Origin of the sequence: Sorangium sp. So ce590 (genome assembly GCF_051521365.1) — a bacterium.
GTDB lineage: Bacteria > Myxococcota_A > Polyangia > Polyangiales > Polyangiaceae > Sorangium.
In genome coordinates, this window is sequence record NZ_CP150346.1 from 123,966 (window position 1) to 147,361 (window position 23,396).

Annotated in this window: 18 protein-coding genes and 2 pseudogenes; 8 read left to right on the top strand and 12 right to left on the bottom strand. The window is 71.2% G+C overall.

Features of this window, described 5'->3' with window-relative positions; all coding sequences use genetic code 11:
- Positions 1-125: 125 nt before the first annotated feature.
- Both WMF28_RS00465 and WMF28_RS00470 read left to right on the top strand, forming a co-directional pair.
- Complete coding sequence (locus tag WMF28_RS00465; protein WP_437600015.1) at positions 126-299, top strand: transposase; 174 nt, start codon at positions 126-128, stop codon at positions 297-299.
- A 537-nt stretch (positions 300-836) separates the two neighbouring features.
- Positions 837-1,868 carry a rhamnogalacturonan acetylesterase gene (locus tag WMF28_RS00470; protein ID WP_437600016.1) on the top strand — a complete coding sequence of 344 codons (1,032 nt, stop codon included), beginning with the start codon at positions 837-839 and terminating at the stop codon, positions 1,866-1,868.
- Between the two features lie 51 nt (positions 1,869-1,919).
- Here WMF28_RS00470 and WMF28_RS00475 read toward each other — a convergent pair whose 3' ends face one another.
- The 4 genes from WMF28_RS00475 to leuC form a co-directional block, all read right to left on the bottom strand.
- On the bottom strand, positions 1,920-2,384 hold the full coding sequence (locus tag WMF28_RS00475; protein WP_437600017.1) for a hypothetical protein: 465 nt from the start codon (positions 2,382-2,384) through the stop codon (positions 1,920-1,922).
- 269 nt (positions 2,385-2,653) lie between these two features.
- Positions 2,654-4,552: a hypothetical protein gene (locus WMF28_RS00480; RefSeq protein WP_437600018.1), complete on the bottom strand. Its 1,899-nt coding sequence runs from the start codon at positions 4,550-4,552 to the stop codon at positions 2,654-2,656.
- A 641-nt stretch (positions 4,553-5,193) separates the two neighbouring features.
- Positions 5,194-5,811, bottom strand: a complete 618-nt coding sequence (leuD, locus tag WMF28_RS00485) for a 3-isopropylmalate dehydratase small subunit (protein WP_437600019.1) — start codon at positions 5,809-5,811, stop codon at positions 5,194-5,196.
- 27 nt (positions 5,812-5,838) lie between these two features.
- Entirely contained in the window at positions 5,839-7,248 is a 1,410-nt protein-coding gene (leuC, locus tag WMF28_RS00490) for a 3-isopropylmalate dehydratase large subunit (RefSeq protein WP_437600020.1), read from the bottom strand.
- A gap of 216 nt (positions 7,249-7,464) precedes the next feature.
- On the opposite strand from leuC, the gene WMF28_RS00495 reads away from it, so the two are divergent.
- Positions 7,465-8,376, top strand: a complete 912-nt coding sequence (locus WMF28_RS00495; RefSeq protein WP_437600021.1) for a LysR family transcriptional regulator — start codon at positions 7,465-7,467, stop codon at positions 8,374-8,376.
- 113 nt (positions 8,377-8,489) lie between these two features.
- Here WMF28_RS00495 and WMF28_RS00500 read toward each other — a convergent pair whose 3' ends face one another.
- On the bottom strand, positions 8,490-10,034 hold the full coding sequence (locus WMF28_RS00500; protein ID WP_437600022.1) for an IMP dehydrogenase: 1,545 nt from the start codon (positions 10,032-10,034) through the stop codon (positions 8,490-8,492).
- A 527-nt stretch (positions 10,035-10,561) separates the two neighbouring features.
- Between WMF28_RS00500 and WMF28_RS00505 the strand changes: the two genes are divergently transcribed.
- Positions 10,562-11,482, top strand: a complete 921-nt coding sequence (locus tag WMF28_RS00505) for a transposase (RefSeq protein WP_437600023.1) — start codon at positions 10,562-10,564, stop codon at positions 11,480-11,482.
- A 399-nt stretch (positions 11,483-11,881) separates the two neighbouring features.
- On the opposite strand, the gene WMF28_RS00510 is transcribed toward WMF28_RS00505, so the two are convergent.
- From WMF28_RS00510 to WMF28_RS00520, 3 genes are all read right to left on the bottom strand, one after another.
- On the bottom strand, positions 11,882-13,003 hold the full coding sequence (locus WMF28_RS00510) for a DUF4185 domain-containing protein (protein ID WP_437600024.1): 1,122 nt from the start codon (positions 13,001-13,003) through the stop codon (positions 11,882-11,884).
- 126 nt (positions 13,004-13,129) lie between these two features.
- Positions 13,130-13,468, bottom strand: a complete 339-nt coding sequence (locus tag WMF28_RS00515) for a four-helix bundle copper-binding protein (RefSeq protein ID WP_437485296.1) — start codon at positions 13,466-13,468, stop codon at positions 13,130-13,132.
- Between the two features lie 293 nt (positions 13,469-13,761).
- Positions 13,762-14,418: a ferritin-like domain-containing protein gene (locus tag WMF28_RS00520; RefSeq protein WP_437600025.1), complete on the bottom strand. Its 657-nt coding sequence runs from the start codon at positions 14,416-14,418 to the stop codon at positions 13,762-13,764.
- 79 nt (positions 14,419-14,497) lie between these two features.
- Here WMF28_RS00520 and WMF28_RS00525 point away from each other — a divergent pair, with 79 nt between their 5' ends.
- Together WMF28_RS00525 and WMF28_RS00530 are read left to right on the top strand one after the other, a co-directional pair.
- Complete coding sequence (locus WMF28_RS00525) at positions 14,498-15,481, top strand: hypothetical protein (protein ID WP_437600026.1); 984 nt, start codon at positions 14,498-14,500, stop codon at positions 15,479-15,481.
- A 311-nt stretch (positions 15,482-15,792) separates the two neighbouring features.
- A complete protein-coding gene (locus tag WMF28_RS00530; RefSeq protein ID WP_437600027.1) occupies positions 15,793-16,620 on the top strand; it encodes an MOSC domain-containing protein in 828 nt (275 codons plus the stop codon).
- 466 nt (positions 16,621-17,086) lie between these two features.
- On the opposite strand, the pseudogene WMF28_RS00535 reads toward WMF28_RS00530, so the two are convergent.
- Positions 17,087-17,395, bottom strand: a pseudogene (locus tag WMF28_RS00535) (dienelactone hydrolase family protein); the annotation flags it as partial.
- A 95-nt stretch (positions 17,396-17,490) separates the two neighbouring features.
- A pseudogene (locus WMF28_RS00540) lies at positions 17,491-18,475 on the bottom strand (TauD/TfdA dioxygenase family protein).
- A 341-nt stretch (positions 18,476-18,816) separates the two neighbouring features.
- Between WMF28_RS00540 and WMF28_RS00545 the strand changes: the two are divergent.
- A complete protein-coding gene (locus tag WMF28_RS00545) occupies positions 18,817-19,395 on the top strand; it encodes a Uma2 family endonuclease (protein ID WP_437600028.1) in 579 nt (192 codons plus the stop codon).
- A gap of 720 nt (positions 19,396-20,115) precedes the next feature.
- Positions 20,116-21,777, top strand: a complete 1,662-nt coding sequence (locus WMF28_RS00550; RefSeq protein WP_437600029.1) for an amidase — start codon at positions 20,116-20,118, stop codon at positions 21,775-21,777.
- A 21-nt stretch (positions 21,778-21,798) separates the two neighbouring features.
- Here the strand turns inward: WMF28_RS00550 and WMF28_RS00555 are convergent, their stop codons facing one another.
- Positions 21,799-22,659: a class I SAM-dependent methyltransferase gene (locus tag WMF28_RS00555; protein WP_437600030.1), complete on the bottom strand. Its 861-nt coding sequence runs from the start codon at positions 22,657-22,659 to the stop codon at positions 21,799-21,801.
- A 152-nt stretch (positions 22,660-22,811) separates the two neighbouring features.
- Positions 22,812-23,225: a PilZ domain-containing protein gene (locus WMF28_RS00560; RefSeq protein ID WP_437600031.1), complete on the bottom strand. Its 414-nt coding sequence runs from the start codon at positions 23,223-23,225 to the stop codon at positions 22,812-22,814.
- Positions 23,226-23,396: the final 171 nt, after the last annotated feature.

The window sequence follows — 23,396 nt, forward strand, 5'->3', positions numbered from 1 at the left end:
GGGAGCTGCTTCCGCCTACGCTTCGCACCGCTGACTCAGGGCAAGAGCACCCAACAGCAGCTCGCTGAGACCGCTCCCTTGAGAGGGGCGGAGGGGCGACAGAATACGGCGCGGGCAAGCTGCTGGTGCCGGACGAACTCCGGGGGCGAATTCAACATCTACTGCCGAAGACGGAGCCGAAGCCGCAGGGCGGCCGGCCGCGGGCGCCTGTTCGGAGCGTCCCGACGGGGATCTTGTTCGTGCTCAAGACGGGGATCCCTTGGAAGTACTTACCGCAACATAGGTTATCCCGTTCCTAAGGTTGCCATCCGGCGCGCTTCGCCAGCATCGCCGGAGAAGAGCTCATCTCTGGTGGACAGGCCCCCAGGATTTCATGTCAGTCGTCGAGTGACGGAGGATTGTCGCGTCCTCTGGTGGATCAACCTGACAAAACGCCAATCACCATCGATCCGCAATCGCTTCAGCGACGGCCGAGCGAACGGAATCGGTGCAAAAATCGACCGAAATTCATCAGATGATGAACGTCTCGATGCGCATCACGACCCGAGTAAGGCGGACGAAGAGATGCCCCTCGATCAAAATGTGAACGATCACATGGCCGATGTCAACGCCGATCGACCGGCCCGCGGGTACCCTCGAGCCCGAGCGAGGACAAGGCTGGCGGGGCTCCTCCGGAGCGCCGCGTCAAGAGGGGTGGGCGCCGGACCGCGAGCATCGCGGGATAGCATCCTGGAACAATCTCCTGTCACGGAAATGTGAAGGAGTGGCACGCAGCTTCGCAACTCTTCGCTGATGACTGACCAGGAGCGATGAGTAAGCTCGCGGAGAGGTTGGCGATGACCAAGAAATATCCCGTGATCGGGCGGGCCATGTGCGGTTTCTTGTGCAGCGTTCTCGTGGCTTGCAGTAACGAGCCCGCGGCCGATGGACTTGGCGAGGCGGGCCATGGCGGTTTCGGAGGTGCGGCAGGTGCGGGTGCAGCCGACGGGGGCGGTGCGGCCGGTGGCGGCGGGGCAGGAGGCGTGGCCGGTGGCGGCGGGGCAGGAGGCGTGGCCGGTGGCGGTGCGGGTTCGGGAGCGGACGCTGGTGGCGGAGGCTCGGCGGGTGACGGCGCGGGCGGCAGCGCGGGCTCGGGCGGCTCCGGCAATGCGCTCTGCACCGGGACGGCGGCGAAACCCGTGAAAATCTACATGATCGGCGACTCGACGATGAGCGTTTATGGGAGCGACCTGTATCCGCGCATGGGCTGGGGGCAGCCGCTCGGCAGCCTGTTCGATGCCCGCTGCGCGACCGTCGTGGACAAGGCGCTCTCCGGGCGAAGCTCGAAGAGTTTCTTCGACGAGGGGGCCTGGACGCCGATCAAGAGCACGCTCCAGAGCGGCGACTACGTGATGATTCAGTTCGGGCACAACGACGAGAAGAGAGACGACCCGACGCGCTATACGGATCCGCAAACGACGTACAAGCAATACCTGACCACTTACGTGAACGACACGCGCGCGAAGGAGGCGACGCCGATCTTGTTGACGTCGATCAATCGCAACAAATGGAGCGGGGGCCAGCTGTCAGACACGCATGGCGCCTATCCGCCCGCCGTTCGCGAGCTGGCGAGCTCGCTCGGCGTCGACTTGATCGACCTGACCGCCCTGACCGAAACGTACTTCGAGCGGATCGGTCAGGACGAGACCGCCAAGCTGTTCCTCATCTTGACTGCCGGTCAGTCTCCGAACTATCCGAGCGGCGTCACCGACAACACACACCTTCAAGAGACGGGGGCACGCGCGATCGGACAGCTAGCGATGGCGGAGGCGTACCAGCAGGAGCTCACGCTGGCGAGCAATCTCAAGGCCATACCTGTCGCGCCCTGAGCTCGGTCCTCACGGCGGGTTATCCGACGAGCAGAGCGCCCCGCGGGCGGCTCAATCGACAGATTCGACGCAATCCACCCCGTCGCTCACGGCGTGGTCGGCCACGATCGTGTCGTCCATGGATATCCAGACGTCGTCGCTCGATTCGAAGGAGAAAGAGCTCCCCCGCGCGTAGGTGAACGGCACCTCGAGCTCGACGGTGAAGCCGAAGTTGTGCGCGTAGCCCTCGTTGCCGAAGCCACGGCCGTCGAGGGAATAGGAGCTCCTGCCGCCGAGCTGGCCACGGCCGCTCCGGAGCTCGAGGTGGATGAGCTGGTCGAACGTCTTGTTGACGACCGGGTCGTCGTGGAACCGTTCGTTGAAGCTGTCGTCGTCGCCGCCGGCGCCGTTCGCGGGTGGGGTCCCGACGACAGGCTTGCCGTTCCGGAGCTCTGTATCGGGCTTGAAGCTCTTTCCCCCGGTGGTCTGAGAGGGCCCGAGATCCGGGTGCTTCTCGGAGAAGTCGCGCACGGTCATGGGGAAGCTCGCCGTGCAGAGGCTCGTGTCGGGGGGCCCGGGACGAGGTCTGCCAGGAGCGCTGCCGCCGACCAGGAGAGCTCGGCCGCGCAGGGCCGCCGCGGCTCCCTCGCGGACCGCTGGTGCGCCAAAAAGCGCCACGGGATTGGAATTTCCCGGGCGCTTCTGGTGCTTTTCTTCAGTCGGAGCGGTGAGGGTTCAGGGCGCGGGCGATGCGGTCGTGTTCCAGACGCCTCCCGTGGCCGGGGGGATCGCCCGCGCCCGCCGCGTCACGGGAGCATCAGGACGCACTCGGTCCGGCAGACCGGGGGTGAGCCGCCGCCGGCCGGCTGCTCGCAGATGGTTCGCTCGATCGATTCGGGGGGGCAGTTGGAGCCCTCCACGCACTCGGTCCAGCACTCGCCGGGGTACGCGGCGTCGCCCATGCCGGTGCCGGTGCTGCCCGCGCCGGAGCAGACCTGCTGCTCGATGCTGCCCGGCGGGCAGTAGGGCTCCACGGGCACGCACTCGAAGAAGCAGCCGCCCCAGCCGCCGCCGCTGCCGCTGCCGCCGTAACCCGTGCCGACGCTTTCGCTGGGCTCGGGCATGCCGTCGTAGCAGACCTGCTGCGCCTGCGTGCCCGGAGGGCAGTAGGGCGCCACGGGCACGCACTCGGTCCAGCAGCCGCCCCAGCCGGTGCCGCTGCTGCCGCCGCTGCCGCCGGTGCCGGTGCCGGTGCCGGTGCTGCCGACGGAGACGGCGCTGCCGCTGCAGACGGTCTGCGGGATGGTGTCCGGCGGGCAGTAGGGCTCCACGGGCACGCACTCGGTCCAGCAGCCGCCCCAGCCGGTGCCGCTGCTGCCGCCGGTGCCGCCGCCGCCGGCACCGCCGAAGCCGCCGGCGCCGACGCTGGTGCTGACGTCGACATCGGGGCCGCCATCGCAGGCGGTCTGCGCCTGCGTGCCCGGCGGGCAGTAGGGCTCCACGGGCACGCACTCGGTCCAGCAATCGCCGGGGTAGGGGGGGGCGACCAGGTTGGCCCCGCCGTCGGAACCGCCGACGCCGACGCTGCTGCTGGCGGTGACGGTGGTGCCACCGCAGACGGTCTGCGCCTGCGTGCCCGGCGGGCAGTAGGGCTCCACGGGCACGCACTCGGTCCAGCAGCCGCCGGTGCCGCTGCTGCCGCCGCTGCCGCCGTAGCCGGCGCCGCCGCTGCCGCCGTAGCCGGTGCCGCTGCTGCCGCCGCTGCCGCCGTAGCCGGTGCCGGTGCTGCCGGGGCCGCTGCCGCCGTAGCCGGTGCCGGTGCTGCCGGGGCCGCTGCCGCCGTAGCCGGTGCCGGTGCTGCCGGGGCCGCTGCCGCCGTAGCCGCCGGCGCCGACGCTGACGGAGGAGCCGCCACCGCAGACGGTCTGCGCCTGCGTGCCCGGCGGGCAGTAGGGCTCCACGGGCACGCACTCGGTCCAGCAGCCGCCGGGGTTCGGCGGGATCGCGACCCCGCCGGCCCCGCCGGTGCCCTCCCAGGCGCCAGCGCCGCCGGAGCCGCCGGAGCCGCCGACACCGACGCTGACGGCGATGGTGGTGCTGCCACCGCAGACGGTCTGCGCCTGCGTGCCCGGCGGGCAGTAGGGCGCTACGGGCACGCACTCGGTCCAGCACTCCTCGGGAGGAGGCATCGGCATCATGCCGCCGGTGCCCCAGCCGCCGACGCCGCTGGTGCTCGCGCTGCCCCAAGCGCCGGCACCATCGCTGCCGCCGGTCCAGCCGCTGCACACGGTCTGCTCGATGGTGCCCGGGGGACAGAACGGCTGCGGCGGGACGCACTCGGTCCAGCACCCGCCCGGATCGACCGGCATGGGGCCGCCGCCGGCCATGCCGCCCTGGCCCACGGAGGTGGTGGCGCTGGTGCTGCTGCCGCTGCAGAAGGTCTGCTGACTCCATCCAGGAGGACAGATGTTGTCGGGCACACACTGCTCCTCGCACATTTCGCCGATCTCGCACGGCGAACAGACCGTCTCCCAGTGGAAGCCAGGTCCGCAGTCGGGATCGGGCGGCGGCTCGCTCACGGACCCACAGCCCTGCCCCTTGGCACCGGTGAGCACCACGAGCGCGGAGAGCGCGACGAGCCCTTGGAGCGAGGAGCGAGCGGTCGACGAACGCGAGACAAGAGAGGAGAAGATCGCGAATCGCATGGGAATACTCCGTCCTGCGTGCCGGTGACAGACACGCGATCAAGGAACGATGGCTCTGCGCCGCGGCATGCGGAGCGCTGCTGCTCCGCGGCTTCGCTGCGCCACTCGGAGAGCTCGCGTGGAGCTAAAGCACTGGACGTGCCATGCTCGTCCGCCCGCTCGACGGTGCCTCCGCCGCCGGGCGTAGGCGTTTTGGCGGGCTTTTCGATGGGGTTTCGAGGGAGGAGGGCTCCCCTGTGCGACGCCGCAGAGCGTGGCCGGGCCACAGTGCGACGGAAGGAGCCGATCAAGTGCCAGATTGCGCCAACTGTGCCGCCGGGCCATGGGCGGGCGACCCAACCCAGGTTGAGGTCCGGGCGACCCGGCGACCCGGGGCGACCCGACCCAGCCCAGGTTGAGGTGCCCAGGTGCCCGACCCAGGTTGAGGTGCCCCAGGTTGAGGTGCCCGGCCATGCCGGCGACCCGACCCAGGTTGAGGTGCCCGACCCAGGTTTGAGGTGCCCGACCCAGGTTTGAGGTGCCCCCCGGCGACCCGACCCAGGTTGAGGTGCCCGCCGGCGACCCGACCCAGGTTGAGGTGCCCGGAGGTGCCCGACCCAGGTTGAGGTGCCCCGGTGCCCGGCGCCGATCGAGCCGCGGGGCTACTGCGCCGCGGCGCGCTGCACGTACGGCAGCCGCGCCGCCAGCTTCTGGACCTCGTCCGCCCCCTCGAGCAGCTGGGCGATCGGGTCCCACGTGCCCCGGAGCAGCGACTCGCGCGCCCCCGGCTTGATGGTGAACGGCACCGCGAGATCGCTCCCCGCCCGGACGACCTGCTCCTGCAGGTCGATCGTGACGAGCGTCGTGGGGTCGGCGCTCACGCGGGCCACGAGCGCGGCGCGGTGCTCGGGACCCACCGAGACGCAGGGGATGCCGAGCGTCGTCGAGTTGCCGAAGAAGATCTCGGCGAAGCTCTCGGCGATGACCGCCTTGAAGCCGGCCTTGGCGATCGACTGCGGCGCGTGCTCGCGCGACGACCCGCAGCCGAAGTTGCGGTCGGCGATCAGGATCGCGGCGCCCGCGAAGCGCGGGTCGTTCAGCGGGTGCTCCCGCTTCTCGCCGCGCTCGTCGAAGCGCACGTCCCGGAAGAGGTGCTCGCCGATGCCGTCGAAGGTGACGCACTTGAGGAAGCGCGCCGGGATGATGCGGTCCGTGTCGATGTCGTCCCCAGGAACGTGAACGGCGCGGCCGGTGACGGATTGGATCAAGTCGAGTGCCATGGAGATCTCCCTCGGGTGCGAGCGTCGTCAGATTCCGAACACGTCACGAGCATCGGCGATCTCGCCGCGAACCGCGGCGGCGGCCACCATCACCGGGCTCATGAGCACGGTGCGGCCCGTGGGGCTCCCCTGCCGGCCCTTGAAGTTGCGGTTCGACGAGGACGCGCACAGCTCCTCGCCGATGAGCTTGTCGGGGTTCATCGCCAGACACATCGAGCAGCCCGGCTCGCGCCACTCGAAGCCAGCCTCGCGGAAGACGCGATCCAGCCCCTCCGCCTCGGCCGCGCGCGCCACCTCCATCGACCCGGGGACCGCCAGCGCGCGCACGTGCGCCGCGACCTTGTGCCCCACGATGCGCCGCGCGACCTCCCGGAAATCCGAGAGGCGGCCGTTCGTGCAGCTGCCGATGAACGCGACGTTGATCTTCGTCCCCTCGATCGGCTTGCCGCCCTCGAGGCGCATGTACTCGAGCGCCTCGCGGATCAGCGCCCGCTCGGACTCGTTCGCCGCGTCCTCGGCCGCCGGGACCTTCTCCTTCACCGAGATCGCCTGGCCCGGCGTGATGCCCCACGTGACCGTCGGCGCGATCGCGCTCGCGTCGATCCGGACGACATCGTCGTAACGCGCGTCCTCGTCCGACGCGATCGAGCGCCAGTACCCGAGCGCCTCCTCCCACGCCTCCCCCTTCGGAGCGTACGGACGGCCCTTGATGTAATCGAACGTCGTCTGATCCGGGTTGACGTACCCGACCCGGGCGCCGCCTTCGATCGACATGTTGCACAGGGTCATTCGCTCCTCCATCGAGAACCCCTCGATGGTCGAGCCGCCGTACTCGTACGCGTAGCCCGTGCCGCCGGACACGCCCAGCCGGCGGATGATCTCGAGGATGATGTCCTTGGCGTAGACCCCCGGGCCGAGCTTGCCCTCGACCTGGATCCGCCGGACCTTGAGCCGCTGGAGGCTCAGCGTCTGCGTGGCGAGGACGTCGCGCACCTGCGTCGTCCCGATCCCGAACGCGATCGCGCCGAACGCGCCGTGCGTCGAGGTGTGCGAGTCGCCGCACGCGATCGTCATGCCAGGCTGGGTGAGGCCGAGCTCGGGTCCGATGATGTGCACGATGCCCTGCCGCCCTGACTCGAGATCGAAGAAGGTGATCCCCTGCTCGGTGCACGCCTTCCTGAGGGCGTCGACCATCCCCTCGGCCAGCGAGTCCTTGAACGGCCGCTTGCGGTTGTCGGTGGGGACGATGTGATCGAGGGTCGCGAACGTCCGCTCGGGCATGCGCACGCGCAGGCCCAGGTCGCGGAGCATCCCGAACGCCTGCGGGCTCGTCACCTCGTGGATCAGGTGAAGGCCGATGAAGAGCTGGTCCTCGCCGTTCGGCAACGTGCGGACTTTGTGGAGGTCCCAAACCTTGTCATAGAGACTCTTACCCATGATGGCCTCTCGCGATGCGGCTGAACGCGGCTGAAGGGAACGGCGTGCGAAGCGGGCCGGCCCGAGCGCAGGCGCCGGGGCGCGGCGGCTGCCTCTCCGGAGACGGCCGCCGCGCCCCGAGCCGGCGATCCGGCGTCGGGCAGGCGGGAGGACTATGCGTGCAGGGGAGAATTAAGTCGAATGAAACTTTTTTCACGATGGGTTAAGTAACGCTACATGGATGCGTCGCTCCTCCCCGCGCTCGAGGATGTGCTGCTGGTGGCCCGGTCGGGCTCGGTCGCCGAGGCGGCGCGGCGGCTGCACAAGACACCGTCGGCGGTGAGCCAGCAGGTGCGCCGGGTGGAGGAGCATTTCGGGGTGGCGATGTTCGAGCGCGACGGGCGCGGGGTGCGGCTGAGCCCGGCGGGCGAGGCGGCGCTCGGCGCGATCACGCGGCTGTTCGACCAGGCGGAGGGGGTGTTCGAGCTGCTCTCGGAGCTGGCGGGGGAGCCGTCGACGACGCTGCGCCTCGCGGCGAGCGACTACCTCGGCAAGGGGCTGCTCGTGCCGGTCATCCGGCAGATGCTCGACAAGCGCGCGCCGGTGCGGTTCGCGATCACGACGGCGAACTCGATCGACGCGGCGCGGTGGGTCGAGCGCGGGGAGGTGGACCTGGGGCTCGCGTCGGCGTCCTCGGCGGGCGGCGACCTCGTGAAGCAGCCGCTGTTCGTGCAGCCGTTCCTCTGGGTGGGGCCGCGGCTCAAGGGCAAGGCGCCGGCGCTGCGCGAGCGCCTCCGGCACGAGCCGCTGCTCCGGCTGGCGCCGGGCAGCGTGGGGCGGCGGATGCTCGACGCGTACCTGGATCGCGAGCGGATCCGGCCGATCTCGACGATCGACGTGTCGAGCGTGTCGCTCCTCGTGTCGTACGTGTCGGGAGGGCTCGGCATCGGCCTCGCGCCGGCGCTCGCGCTGACCGAGGTTGCACGCTCACGGCTGGACGTGGAGGTCGCCGAGGTGGAGCCGCTGCCCGTCGAGCTGATGACGCGTGAAAACTTCCGTCGCAATCCGGTCATCGAGCGCTTCATCGACCGGCTGGCGACCGAGGGGCGCCGCGCGGAGCAGCGGACGCGGGCGCTGCTCCGGGCGTAGCAGGCGCAGCGCTCGACGGACGCGCGCCGCGCGTCGCCGGAGGGGACGCCGAGGCGGATCGAGGGCGAGCAGCGGGGGCAGGAGAGGCCGGCGCGGCCGGGGCCTCCGGGGGCTCAGGCCTCGCGCGGGCTGCTGCGCGTGTCCTTCAGCGTCACGTCGTGGACGCCGCCCTCGTGGATGCTGACCGCGGAGGCGACGGTCAGGCGCGCGCGCATGTACAGGTCACGCAGCGAGATGGCGCCGCAGTTGCACATCGTCGAGCGCACCTTGGCGAGCGTGACGTCGAGGGTGTCCTTCAGCTTGCCGGCATACGGAACGTAGCTGTCGACCCCCTCCTCGAACTCGAGCTGGTCCTTCTTCTTGCTGGCGTCGCCGTGGTCGTAGCGCTGCCAGTTGCGCGCGCGGTTGCTCCCCTCGCCCCAGTACTCCTTCATGAACTGGTTGTTCACGCGGACCTTGCGCCCGGGCGCCTCGTCGAAGCGCGCGAAGTAGCGGCCCATCATCACGAAGTCGGCGCCCATCGCGAGCGCGATCGTGATGTGGTAGTCCTGGCTGATGCCGCCGTCGGAGCAGATCGGCACGTAGATGCCGGTCCGCTGGAAGTACTCGTCGCGCGCCTTGGCCACCTCGATCACGGCCGACGCCTGGCCCCGGCCGATCCCCTTCTGCTCGCGGGTGATGCAGATCGAGCCGCCGCCGATGCCGACCTTGACGAAGTCGGCGCCCGCCTCGACCAGGTAGAGGAAGCCCTCGCGATCGACGACGTTGCCGGCGCCGATATAGGCAGGCTTGCTGTGCGACTTCACGAAGGCGATGGTGTCGCGCTGCCACTCCGAGTAGCCATCCGACGAGTCGATGCAGAGCACGTCGGCGCCCGCCTCGACGAGCGCGGGCACGCGGTCCTTGTAGTCGCGCGAGTTGATGCCGGCGCCGACGATCAGCCGCTTCTCGTGGTCGACGTTCTCGATCGGGTGCGCCTGGTGCGACTCGTAGTCCTTGCGAAACACCAGGTATTGCAGGTGCTGTCGCTCGTCGATGACGGGCAGGGTGTTGAGCTTGTGATGCCAGATGAGCTCGTTGGCCTCCTGGAGATCGACGCCGACCTTGCCGCAGTGGATCGACTTGAACGGCGTCATGATCTCGCGCACGGGCGTGCTGAGCGGCGTCTTGCCGAGCCGGTAATCGCGGCTCGTGATGATGCCGACGAACTTGCCCGTGGGGGTGCCGTCCTCGGTGATCGCGATCGTGGAGTGGCCCGTGCGATCGGTCAGCGCGAGCACGTCGCCCAGCGTCGCGTCGGGGCGCAGGTTCGAGTCGCTCACGACGAACCCGGCCTTGTAGTTCTTCACGCGCCGCACCATGGCGGCCTCCTCCTCGATGCCCTGCGAGCCGTACACGAACGACAGGCCGCCGCAGCGCGCGAGCGCGATCGCGAGATCGGCGCCCGAGACCGACTGCATCAACGCGCTGGTGATCGGGACGTTGATCGTGAGCGGCGCGCGCGTCGGGTCCGGCGGGCTCGCGCCCCGATCGGCCTTGAACCGGACGACGGGGGCCGTGAGGTCGACGTTCGCAGGGACGCAGTCCTTCGTCGTCAGATTCGGGACGAGCAGGTACTCGCCAAACGTCCTGCTCGGCTCATCGTAGATGAATGCCATGTCGGCTCGTAGTGCAAGCGTTTCGCCCTGTCAAATGCGACCGGGGCGAGCCTTCGCAGAAATGCATGTAAAATCGTGGATTTGTGGGCGCGTAGAGGCGGCGGGAAGGGGTCCCGGGGGGAGCCGCTCCGGGGCGGCCGGGACGACCGGACGCCTGCGCGGGCGGGGCGGGGGTGGAGCGGCGCGGAGGTCCGGCCAGGGGGCCGGACCTCCGCCGGGCGCAGCTAGAGCGGGCGCATGGGCATGCGGGCGGGCGACCCGACCCAGGTCGGCGACCCGACCCAGGTTGAGGTTAGGCGCGACCCGACCCAGGTTGCGTGACCCGACCCAGGTTGGGGAGGAGGGAGGCGTGACCCGACCGAGGTTGGGGAGGAGGTAGCCCAGGTTGGAGGAGCAACCGCAGGTTGGGCGAGCCCAGAGAACTCCCAGGTGGCGGACCACCTGGCGGCGCCACCCACGGGGCAATGTAAAGCCTTGAAATCATTCGTCGCAACCCCCGGCACGGCCTTTGTCATTGTACGCCGGCCATGAGCCAGCCCCGCGAAATTGCTGCAGGCGCTACCTACCTCATCACCCGTCGCGTCCTGCGCAGGCATCTGCTCTTCCGCCCGGATGCAGCCATCACCCAGCTCCTGCTTTACTCCCTCGCCGTCTCGACGCGTCGCTTCGGCATCGAGGTCCATGCGCTCTGCGCGATGTCAACGCACCTGCACCTCGTCGTGACCGATACGATGGGCGTCTTGCCGCGCTTCTTGCAATTCTTCCATCGCATCGTCGCGCTCGGAACGAAGGTGCTCCGCACGTGGGAAGGGCCAGTGTGGGACCACGAGGCCACGAGCGTGGTGCGGCTGCTGACGCGCGCGGCGGTGGTGGAGAAGATTGCCTACGTCCTCGCGAACCCGGTGGCTGCTGGCCTGGTCCGACATGCGCGTGAGTGGCCGGGCGCCAAGGTGGATGTGGACGAGCTCGGCTGCGGCGTGCTGCGCGCGCTGCGGCCCTCGGCATATCTCGATCCGAAAAACCCCCAGTGGCCCGAGGAAGTAACGCTCACGCTCGCGCTGCCCCCCGCCATCGAGCAGGACGGCGGCGACGGCTTTCGATGCGAGGTCGCTGCGGAGCTCGAGCGACACGAAGCGCAGGCCCGTGCGGAGGTGGAGCGGCAAGGGATGCGCGTCCTTGGCGCTGAGCGCGCCAGGAACGTCTCCCCTTACGAGCGCGCCACGAGCTTCGAGGCGCTGCGCGGTCGCAATCCGACGTTTGCGGTCGGGCGCGAGCAGGGGGATGCATGGCGAATCGCTGCCGCCGCCGTGCGTGCGTTTCGCGCATCGTACCGCGCGGCGCTCGAACGGTGGCGCGGCGGGGTACGCGGCGCTGTATTCCCGTCGGGGACGTGGTGGATGCGCACGTTTCACGGCGCCAGCGTGACCGACGTCGTCTTCACGGTGTAGTCACTGCGTCGGGTGTGGCACGGCGAGGCGGGCGGGGAGGGCGACGGGGGCGACGCGTCGTCGTGGGGCACGTCCGTCGGAAGATGGCGGAGCGGGCCGCTAAACGCGCGCATGGTGTGGAGTGCATGGCGACGTACGAAGGCATGCCAAGCCGAACGCTCACGACGCGGCGCCGGAGGCTGGTTTTTGTAGGCTCGGCTTGATCGAACAGGATCGTGCGTGCCGGTGGCCGGGCCCAATTGATAGATCCACCCAGGTGGGTTCTCCCGACAGCTCAACCTGGGTCGGGTCGCGCTCAACCTGGGTCGGGTCGCGCGGGTCGGGTCCTCAGGTCCGGTCAACCCGGGTCAGGTCCGGTCAACCCGGGTCAGGTCCTCACGGGTCGGGTCCTCAGGGGCCTCATTCGAGCTCCAGCTCGACGAGCCGGATCTCTCCCTCCAGAAATCCCGTCTCCCGGAAGTACGTCACGTACTCCACGCGCCCTCCTTCCCGCGCGAGCTCCGCGTGCCCGAGGCCGGCATACGGCCATGCCTCCGGGTTCGGCGGGGACTCGGCGGTGAACACCACCGCGCTGTCGGACCACGGGCCCTCCGGTGCGGGGGCCGTCCGCAGGGAGATCTCGGACGATACCGGCTTGCTGTATAGCGCGATGTACCGTCTGGCGTGCTCGTTCCAGTGCACCGACATCATCGGCGCTCCCGCCATGATCGGCTCCGCCTCGCCATGGCCCTCCACCCAGCTGCCGTCCGAGAAGAACCGCCACGCCCCGCGCTCGGTCGCTTCCGCGAGCGGGGCGCGCGCGACGAGGCACGGGCACGTGAGCCCCGAGCACGCGCAAGCATAGGCATAGAGCGTCCCGTTGCGCACGAGCGCCGCCGCCGTCAACGGAGGCTCGTCCGCGCCGAAGAGCAGCGTGGGATCCGTGGCGTCCGGGCGCACCTCCGGGCGTTCGAGCGGCCCGTCGAGGCGCTCCCAGATCGCGATGGACGAGCCCAACGCGTCGAAGTTGAACGCGCCAGGCCGCGCCATCAGCTTGCTGTAGAAGACGAGCGCGCGGCCGGTCGCCTCATCGGCGACGATCGGACCAGGCCACAGCGCATAGCGCGCCCCGCAGTCCTCCTTGCACGTCCGTTCCGCCTGAGGACCGAAGTGCGCGAGGTTGAACGCGAGCTCCTCGTCGGTGAACGGCAGGAGCTCCCCCGGCGCGCCGGCCGCGTCGAGCGGCTCGGCGAGCGACGAGAGCCCGTTCGACGCGTCCAGATCGTCGGTCGAGCAGAAGGTGCTCGATCTCCAGTTCGAGCCGTCCGACCCCGGCGCCTCCAGGGTCGTATCGCCGAACACCCACACAGAGCGGTCGCCCCACCGCGCGCTGTACCCGCCGTCCCGACCGCGGATCACCGGCTCGAAGGCCAGCCGGCCCAGGTCGCGCGCCGCGCGCACCCCGGCCTCCGGCGCGCCCGCGCCGCACCCGGCGCACAGGAGAGCGACCCCGGCCGCTCCCATCCTCCTTCGATAGCGCATGCGCGCGAGGGTATCATGGCGAGGCCGATAGCCAGCGTCGCGCTCCGCTGCCGGAACGCGCGGCCGTGAGGGCTCGAGCCGGAAGGCCCGACGCGCAAGGTCGGTGGGCTCCGCCGCTCCGCCGCTTCAGATCTGCCGGCAAGCGGTGGCGCAGCGGCGGCACTCGTCCGCGCACGCCTTCATCTGGGGGTCGCCGGCGAGCTTGTCGCAGCTCGCCGCGCACAGGTCACAGAGGCTCGCGCACGCGCTCGTGATCTGGGCGCGCTGCGGCGAGCTGCGCAGGAGGAGCTTCGAGGCCGCCTCGCAGATGTCGGCGCAGTCCTGGAGCAGCCGCACGTGCGTGGCGTCGGCGTGAGCGCCGCCCATCTCGAGGCAATACTGGCTTGCATGGGTGCAGATCGAACCACAATCCTGGGTGAACCGGGCCACCTCCCGGAATGATCTGTCCCCCGGAAACCTGCTCATGACAATCCCCCTCGGTCAACTGGGCCGCTCTCCGCCGCGGGGGTATCTCGCGACAAAGAGGCAACCTTGGTATCCAGAGGTTGAATGGATCGAGCGGCCTTCGCACGTCGGGCCATCCCGCATATGGGCCTCAGAACAGCGACCGACGCGCCGGGACGCCGGTGTCCCGAACGCGCCGCGCGAGCGGCTCGTCGCCTGGAGACGCACGCGATCGCGGTCCGAACGGCCGCTCCCGCCCGGGTCGCTCGTTCATGCCGAGCCGTGGACGCGGCGTCCTCCGCGTCGCGAGCTGGCTAGCACCCCGGCGCGCGGCAGATACCCATCTTGATGCGCGCGATCTCCTGGAGCTCCTCGGCGATCTCGAGCGTGCGCATCGCGGCGGCGCGCGCGAGCGCCTGGGCCTCCTCGGTGTTCGCGAGGCGCGCGAGGAGCCGCCGCCCCAGCTCGTGGTGGTGGCCCTCGTCGGGCTGGATGACGTCGCGGTAGAGGCGCGCCGTCTCGGCGTCTCCCCGCGCCTCGCAGTACTCGATGAAGGCCTGGTTATGCACCTTGGCCAGCGCCTCCCGCGTGAACTGGCCCGCTGCGACGCGCTCGACCGTGGAGCCGAGCCCCTTCAGGTACACGAACATCGGCGTGGGCGGCCCGAACCTGGCCGGCATCGCCGCCGGATCGACGCCGAGCGCGCGGAGGCGCTCGGCGATGAGCCGGTAGTGCCTCGCCTCGTCGCCGCACTGGCGGGCGAGGGCGAGCTTCACCTCGATGTCGGTCTCGGTGGTGAGCCAGAGCGCAGCCTCCTCGGTCGCCTCGAGCTCCTTCTTGAGCGCGGTCGCGAGCAGCTCCGGGACGCCGAGCCCGCTCCCTGGCTCCGCCGCGCCGGCCGCGGCCCCGATGCGGGCAAGGCGCTCTCCGACCCTCTGGTCGAGATCGTCGAGGAATTCCTCTGGGTTCATGGGAGGTATGATGGGCGTGCCCCGGGCGGCAGGTCAATAGGCCGCCCGTCGACGGGCGAGATGGGTGTACCCTCCCTGAATGGCCTGGCGCTTCCTGCCCCCGTGGCTCGATCTCGAGGCGGTCTCGATGGCGTTCGAGCTTCCCGCGCGCACCGTCCTGAAGCGCACCGGGGTGGCCACGCTCGGCACGTCGAGCGCCACGGCGCTGCGCGTGACGCTCGCGCCGACGCTCCTGCGCGTCGCCTTCGAGCCTTACCTCGTCATCGACCTGCCGCCGCCGCTCGGCGACATGGGGTTGCAGCAGGTCGAGTACGATTTGCGCTCAGGCGCCATGACGCCCAACGTCTTCTACACGGGAGGGCTCGTCCGGGTCGGGAAGGGCTCGGCCGAGGACGAGGCCCGCGCCTTCATGCGCGCGCTCGTCACCTCGACGCCCATGGCCATTCCCCCGTACGATCCGACGAGCGACCCCGATCTCGTCGTGACGGTGCGCCAGTTGCTCCTGAACCTCGAGTCCGACAGCGGCGGCCCCGCCGTGCGCGGCGCCCGCGTGTCCGCGCGGCTGACGCTGCGCGAGGAGCTCGCGGGCGCGGTGGGCTCGGACGGGTTCCGCATCCCGGCCGGCGCGACCATCGCGGCCAGCGTCGACGTCGAGGGGACCCGGCAGGAGATCGAGACGGCGCCGCGCGTGCAGCGCATCGAGGTCGACTGCTCGTCGGCGGTGCTCCGCAAGCACGGGGTCGACCAGGCCGATCTCCGCCGCTTCGTCGTGAAGCGCGGCGGGGAGATCGCCGTCGAGCGGGTCGAGCCGCTCGGCGCCGCCGGCCAGGCCGCGGGCGTCGAGTCGCTCGTGCGCCTGTTCGGCGCGCTGGCCGCGGGCGGCGGCGTCGCGCTCGACCCGCAGCGCCTCGGGCCGAGCGTCGTCGAAGGACTCGTGAAGGAAGAGATCGCGCGCGCCCTGGGCCCCGTGCTGGTCGACTGGGTGCGGCAGAACGCCGAGATCATCGTGGGGATGGACCTGCGGCAGGTGCTCGGGATCTCGGAGGGAGACGGCGTGGCGTGAGCGCGAGGGGAGCGGCGGGATAGGGGCCCGGACGCCGTGCTCGCGGAGGGGACTCGCGTGATCCTCGCGGCGGAGACGCTCGACGACGACGGCTCGACGGAGCACACCGCGCAGGTGGCGGTCGTCCTCGGCGAGACCGAGGCCTGGGGGCGGCCCTCGCATCGACGACACGGAGACCTGCGGCGCCCCCGGCGACACACCGTGTTGCACAGGCTGAGCGATGCTGCCACCGAGGAGAGCGTCACCCGCGGGCGCGGGGGCGCGCGGCGCCGGAGCCCTCGGCGGACCAGAGAAGTGTTATAAGGCCACGAATGCGACTCGCCGCCATCCACGTCTATCCCGTCAAAGGCTGTCGGGGCCTCGCGCTCGACACGGCGGCCGTCGACGAGCTCGGCCTCGCCGGCGACCGGCGGTTCATGGTCGTCGACCTCGAGGGCAAACCCCTCACGCAGCGCCCGCTGCCGCGCATGGCGCTCATCGAGACCCAGCTCTCCGAGAGCACGCTCACGCTCGGCGCCGCCGGCCGCCCGCCGATCTCCGTGCCGCGCGCGGCGCCGTCGGCGCAGGGCGCGCGCCTGCTCACCGTCGAGGTCTGGAGCAGCACCGGCCTCCTGGCCGAGGACTGCGGCGATGAAGCCGCCGCGTGGCTCAGCGACTTCCTGGAGCACCCGGCGCGGCTCGTCCGCGCCGGCGAGGCGTTCCGGCGGCCCGTCTTCAAGGCTCCGGTGGCGCGCCAGGAAGATGTCGTGTCGTTCGCCGACGAGTTCCCGTTGCTCGTGATCTCCGAGGCCACCCTCGCCGATCTGAACGCTCGCCTCGAAGGCAGGGGCGCCGCGGCGTTGCCGATGGACCGCTTCCGGCCCAGCCTCGTCGTGAGCGGCTGCGCTGCCTTCGATGAGGACCGGTGGAGCCGCATCCGCATCGGCGACCTCGTGCTCCGCGCCAGCGGCCCATGCGCCCGCTGCGTCGTCACCACGACCGATCAGCGCACCGCGGAGCGCGGCCTGGAGCCGCTCCGCACGCTCGCCACGTACCGGCGCGATCCGCAGAAGCCCAGCGACTTGAACTTCGGTCAGAACTATATCCACGAAACGAAGTCCGGCACATTGCGCGTGGGCGACGGGGTGACGTTCGTTTGACGGGGCGCGCGAGACGCCCGTGCGCGCCGCCGCCTGCGCTACCGCCGGTAGACCAGGAAGCCGGCGATGGCGTCGAGCAGCGCCCGCGGCTCGTCGGCGCGCACCGAGTGGCTGCTGCGCTCGAAGCGTCATAGGCGAGCTGCGCCCGGTCGGCGAGCGGCGTCATCCTACCCTTGTGCGAGGAGTGATCGGCGCCCGGCCCGCCGTGCACGACCAACAGCACCGGCTTGTCGCGCATCCGCGGGCCGTCGGGGACGAGGCTCATGACCTCGACGTCGAAGTCGAGCACGGTGTCTCTGATCCTCGCGCGCACGGCGTCAGGGTATCCGATCGGCGGCACGGGCGCGGAAGGGCGAAAGGGGGCGCGGGTGCGTGTGGAGTAGCAGCGGAGGCGCAGGATGCTGCCGGGGCACAGCAGCGGCCGCGGCGGCGCGGTCGCGGCTGGCCTGCCCCGGGTCAGCCAGTCGAGCTGGCGCCCCCAGGCGTCAGGGGCGGCCTTAGGACGGTAGCTCGGCCGGTAGTCGGCGCAGAAGGCGTGCGGTACGTCGGGGTAGCCCCGGATCTCGGAGCGCGCGGCACCGGGCGCGCCGCTGGCCTCGGAGGCCGCCTGGAGGGCTTGCAGGTGGCCGACCCGGGTTGAGGTGGCCGACCCGGGTTGAGGTGGCCGACCCGGGTTGAGGTGGCCGACCCGAGTGTAGGTGGCCGACCCGGGTTGAGGTGGCCGAGGTGGCCGACCCAGGTTGAGGCGACCCGACCCAGGTTGAGGCGACCCGATCGCAGTGCATTACCTGAAATTATGTACTGGACGCCACACGCGCTGCCCGTGAGGACCCTGAAACCACGTCCGCTCGGCGCCTGCGCTCGCGGCGGTCACGCCTGCGCCTCCGCCTCAGGCGCCTTGTCTTTCCGGGCGGCCTTCAGCTTGCTGGGAGGCCGCTTGCCGAACGGCTCCCCGGCCACGATCTCGGAGCGGACGCCGTCGACCCCGACCGGGATGTCCCCGGTCAGCGTCACGCGGTAGAGCACGCGCTCGACGTCGAGGTACCCGAGATCCTGCGGGCCGAGGTGCGCGGGTGGCCCGGTTGTCCCAGAACGCGACGCTGCCCGGCTCCCACCGGAACCGCACCGTGTAGGCCGGGCGGCTGATCTGCTCGAAGAGCAGGTCGAGGACCGCGCTGCTCTCGCGCGCGGACAGGCCCACGATGTGGCTCGTGAACCCGGGGCTGACGAACAGCGCGCGCTCGCCGGTCTCGGGGTGGACGCGCACCACGGGGTGGATCGAGATCAGCGGGTTCTCGCGCACCTTGCGCAGGTACGGGCTGTCCTGGTCCTGCGGGGCGAACCGCAGCCCGAAGCGGTGCTCGGCGCGCAGGCCGTCGACGAGCGCGCGCAGCGGCCCGGACAGCCCCTCGTAGGCCGCCACGAGGTTGGTCCAGGTGGTGTCGCCGTCGTAGGGCGGCAGGATGTGCGCCCGCAGGATCGACGCCGCCGGCGGGTTCACGGCCGCGGTGACGTCGGTGTGCCAGCGGTTCTCGTAGCTGAAGCGCTTGCCGTAGCGCCGATCGTAGCGGCGGCTGTCGATGGCGAGGATCTCCGGGTGCTCGTCGAACGGCTCGTCCTCATGCGGGTGGGCGTAGGTCACGTCGCCGAAGCGTGCCGCAAAGGCGATCTGCTCGGCGTGGCCGAGCGTCTGGTTCCGGAAAAAGACGACCTTCCACTTCAGCAGCGCCGCGCGGATGGCCGCCACGGACGCGTCGGGCAGCGGCCTGGAGATGTCGGCGCCGTGGATCTCGGCGCCGGTGTGCCCTGCGAGCGGCTTCACCTGAATGGCTTGATCGGATGGTCTCTGGCTCATGGGTCTCCTCCGCGTGGTCCCCCCGTCACGGTCGACGGCGGCCGGGTATGCGGGTGCCGTGCCAGGGAGCGGGCGGCGGCGAGCGCGCGTGGACACAGCAGGATGGGGGGCGGCCAGCGGAAGCTCGTTTTGCTGGGCGACCGAGGTAGCTGGGGCAGCGCGCAGTGCCGTGGTTGCCGCCCTTTCTCGATCCAGCCTGGCACCGGTGGACGAGCCGAGGAGGAGACGCCGAAGGCGAAGCGGCGATCGGGTCGCACCGGCGGTGGGTTGCCCTGGGAGGGCCGCGCTCGAGCGCCTGCTACCCGCGGCGAACGCCGCTCGCTGTGCCATACTGCGTGGCCATGGTCGCCCCGGCCCATCGCATCCACTACACGTACGCCGATTACCTGGCCCTCGAGGCGTCCAGCAACGTCAAGCACGAGTACCTCGACGGCCAGATCTACGCCATGGCGGGAGGCACGCCCGAGCATGCCGCGCTCGCTGCGGCGGTCATCGGCCTCCTCTTCGCCGAGCTTCGCAGAGGTCGATGCCGTGCTTACGACGCCGACCTTCGCGTGCGCGTGCCCTCGACTGGCCTCGCCACCTACCCCGACGTCACGGTCGTGTGTGGGTCGAGCGAGCGCGACGCCCTGGACGAGCAAGCCGTGACGAACCCCACGCTCATCGTCGAGGTGCTGAGCCGCAGCACCGAGGAGTACGACAGAGGCGACAAGTTCGAGCATTACAAGAGCCTCGCTTCATTGCGCCAGTACGTCCTCGTATCGCACCGGGAGCGCAGCGTGGAGGTGTGGACGCGCGGCGTTGACGGCGGCTTCACGTCTGCCACTGCGCGCGAGGGCGACGTCGCGCACCTCGCGTCGATCGGCGCCCGGCTCGACGTCCGCGAGCTCTACGAGGCTGCGGCCGAGCCGGAGGCCTGAGGAGGGCATTGTCGACAGAGCGCCGTGCCAGACCCGGTGCTCGGGGGCGCATACCCGGTCGCGGGCAAGGACCGGGGCGATGTTCCTTATCGCCAGCGACAGCGCCAGGGGCTATGCCACTGAATATGGTGTCTGCAAAGCTGAATTTTCGATGAGATGATTGGTCGGGTGACCGGCTATGAACATGGAAGCACATGTGATGCTCATCGCGATGCCCGAGGGCAGGCCCGCGATTGTGCCAATGGTTGCGCCGGCAACCATGCTGGCCACTTCTGCTGAGCCGACCAGCGGCGACGGCATAGGTGTCCCAATGGCTGTAAGCGTACTGGGTAGCGGTCCGATGCTGGTCAGTGTGGCTGTCAGAGCTACGAGCGACATTCGTCGCACGTAAGCTGGATGGATCGACCGCTCTCCCTCCGAGGCGAGCCACAGCCGCCATCCGGGATCGCTCGGCTCGTCTGTTCCGCAGGAAAGGAGCCGCCGGCGCAACCTCACGGGCATCCTGAGGAACATCCACAGAAGCTCCCAGTACCCGAAGCTTCGCCCCCTCCCGGCTCACTTCTCCTCCTTGACCCACTCGACCAGCACCTGTCCGAAGGGCTTGCCCTCCTCCGTCGCCGCCCCCCGCCGCCGCAAGCAGCGTCGCCGCGGCGCGATCTCGACGCGCTCCGCGAACGCGGCCCGTCGCGCGACGGGCCCCGTCGAGTAAGCTGCGCCGCCATGAAGGTCCCCCGACTCACGGGCCGCGCGCTCACCGCAGCGCGCCTCGCCGCCGAGGCGCCCGGATCGTCCGTCGCGCTCCGGAACGTGCTGAAGCGCACCATGGGCATCGATCGGCTCTCGTCGCTCCCGGACGCCTGGCGCGACGAGGTCCCCGCGCAGGCCCGGCCGATCCAGGCCGCGGCGCCGCGGAGCTGGGACGACGCCGGGCTCGGCGCGCTCCCGCTCCGCGACTGGCCCAGGACCTCGCTCGCCTATGCCGCGGCGTACCGCCGGGGCGCCACGACCCCGCGCCGCGTCGCCGAGCGCGCCCTGTCCGAGATCGACGCGCTCGCCGCGCAGCGCCCGTGCATGAACATCGCCGTGGCCGCCGCGCGCGAGGCGACCCTCCGGGACGCCGACGCCGCGACCGCGCGCCACGCCGCGGGAAGGGCGCGGGGCCCGCTCGACGGCGTGCCCTTCCTGGTGAAGGACGAGTTCGACGTCGAGGGCCTCCCCACCACGCTCGGCTCGCGCTGCGGCCCGCTCTCCCCCGCGCCGCGCGACGCCGCGGTGGTCGCCCGGCTCCGGCAGGCGGGCGCCGTGTTCCTCTGCAAGACGGTGCTGACCGAGTGGGGGATGTCGCCGATCGGCAACAGCGTCCACCAGCGCATGCCCCACAACCCGCACCACAGCGGGCGCGCGGCCGGCGGCTCCTCCACCGGCTCCGCCGTGGGCGTCGCGCTCGGCCTCGCGCCGCTCGCGGCGGGCGGCGACGGCGGCGGCTCGATCCGCACGCCCGCCGCGCTGAACGGCGTCTTCGGCATCAAGCCGACCTTCGGCCGGGTGAGCCGCGCCGGCGACGGCTTCAAGGGCTCGGTCGCCCACGCCGGCCCGATCGCCTGCAGCGCCGCCGATCTCGCCCTCTTCCTCGACACCGTCGCGAGCGAGCCCGACCCGGACGACGACCTCACCGCGTGGGCGCCCCCGCCGCCCCCCGGCGGCTTCGGCGCGCTCCTCGGCGCCGGCGTGCGCGGCCTGCGCATCGGCGTGGACGAGGCCGAGTGGCGCGACGCCAGCATCCCGGTCGCGAGCGTGTGCCGGGGGGCGCTGCGCGAGCTGGAGCGCGAGGGGGCCGTCCTCGTGGACGTGCAGATCCCCATCGCGCGGTACGCGGCGCAGATCGGCTACCTCGTCATCGGCCCCGAGTCGCTCGCGGCCCACGAGCGCGCCTTCCGGGAGCAGCGCGACCTCATCAGCGAGGACCTGCGCGTCACCTTCAGCGTGCTCTCGGGCGTCACCGCGCGCGAGCAGCGCGACGCCGCGCGCCTGCGCGCGGGGATGCGGCGCGACGTGGCGAGGGCCCTCGCCGGCGTCGACGTGCTCGCGCTCCCGACGACCGCGATCACCGCGCCCCGCTACCTCCAGGCGGAGGAGGAGCGCGCGTTCCTGGATCCCGCGGCCCTCGACGGGCTGTGCCGCTTCGCCTTCCTCGCCAACCTCACCGGCCTCCCTGCCGGCACCGCGCCCGTCGGGAGCGACGCCGAGCGCCTGCCCATCGGCCTGCAGATCGTCGGCGACGCGTGGGACGAGGCGGCCGTCCTCGCCGTCCTCGCCCACCTCGAGCGGTCGGAGCTCGCGGTCGCGCCGCGGCCCCCGGGAGGGATCGACCTGCTCCGGTAGCGGGCCCGCCGCGCCTCTCCGTCAGTCCACGGCCGCCGTCACGACCCACACGGCGCCTCCCATGCGCACGCCCTCGGGGCCCGCATGGGGCGCGATGGCCTCGCGCAGATCGGCCCGCACGCGATCGACGAGCTCCGGCGCGGCGTTCGCCTGGCGCAGCGCGGCGGACGCCGGACCCATCTGCAGGAGGAAATCCACGGTCTCGTCGAGCGATCTCCCGCCTGCCACCGAGAGCTCCCGGTCGATGGGCTCGTGATGCACCCGGACGAACCCCGCGCGCGAGAGGATCGCTCCGATGCGCGCTGCGTCGGCGAACGCGAACGGGCCGGGCGCGTGCGGATCGGGCTGCGGCAGGGGGAGGTGCCTGGCCACGGCCAGGGTCGGCACGAAGAGCCAGGGGTTCTCCTGGAGCGAGCGCCAGCAGACGAACGCGAGCCGCGCGCCGGGCCGCAGCGCCTTCCGGAGGTTCGCGAAGGCCGCCGCGGGGTCGGCGAAGAACATGACCCCGAAGCGCGAGTAGAGGACATCGAATGGCCCGGGCAGCGCCGCGGTCTGCGCGTCCGCGTCCTCGAAGGCCACGTTCGCGGCGCCCGCCGAGAGCGCCGCCGCGCGCGCCCTGTCCAGCATCGGCGCGGACACGTCGACGCCGACGACGGCGCCGCCGGGGCCGACGCGGCGGCCGAGCTCGAGCGTGGTCTCGCCGATACCGCAGCCGACGTCGAGGACGCGCTCGCCCGCGGCGAGCCCGGCGCGATCCATGGCGAGGGCGCCCAGCGGCCGGATCTGCGCCGAGATGACGTCGTGGAGGGCCACCCACTTCGGCCCGGCGACCTCGTTCCAGTACTGGATCTGGTCGGCGTTCGGGCCAGAGACCTTGATCATCGCTCGAGCTCCTTTCGATGCGCGCGCGGCGGGCTTCCCCGGCGGCCCCTGAGAGCTACCTCCCTTCGGCGTCCGGTTCCACGCTCCTCGCGGTCGCGCGCTGCGGGCAGCACCTGCGCCTCGGCCGGAGCAGCGACGGCGCAGAGGAGCGATCAGCTGAGCGAGATCATCGCGGCCGTCGCCGCGTAGTCGACGCGCTGCGCGCGGTACGGGTAGGTCGGCGGGAAGCGCTCGAGCGCCGCCCGGAGGCGCCGGCTCGACGCGCGGTCGAGCGGATCGAAGCGCAGGCCCACGGCGCGGCCCGGGTCGCCCTCGCGCCGGCCGTGCAGGGTGCGCGCGATCGTCGCCGTCGCGTCGACCCAGAGGTCCGTGCCCGGGATCCGGAACGAGACGATCACCGGCTCACCCGTGAGCGCCCGGGCGCCCGTCAGCACGAGCATGCCGTCGATGGACAGGTCGATCGCCCGGGTCCCGAGCAGCCGGAAGCCCCGCTCGCGCACGGCCTGGCACTCCACGATCGCGGCGCGGCGCGTGACGCGGCGCTCGCTGGCGAGCAACATTTCCATGGTCGTCCTCCTCGGTGCGGTACGCTACGGAGGAACGCTACAGGCGGGCAATAAACTTACATGGGAGCCCTGCGCTGCGGCAGCGTCGAGGGCGAACGTAGGTGGGAGCGGGTGGGGTCTCTCGGTGCCTCCTGAGGAGGCCCACCGCGTCCTGAGGAGGCCCACGGCGTC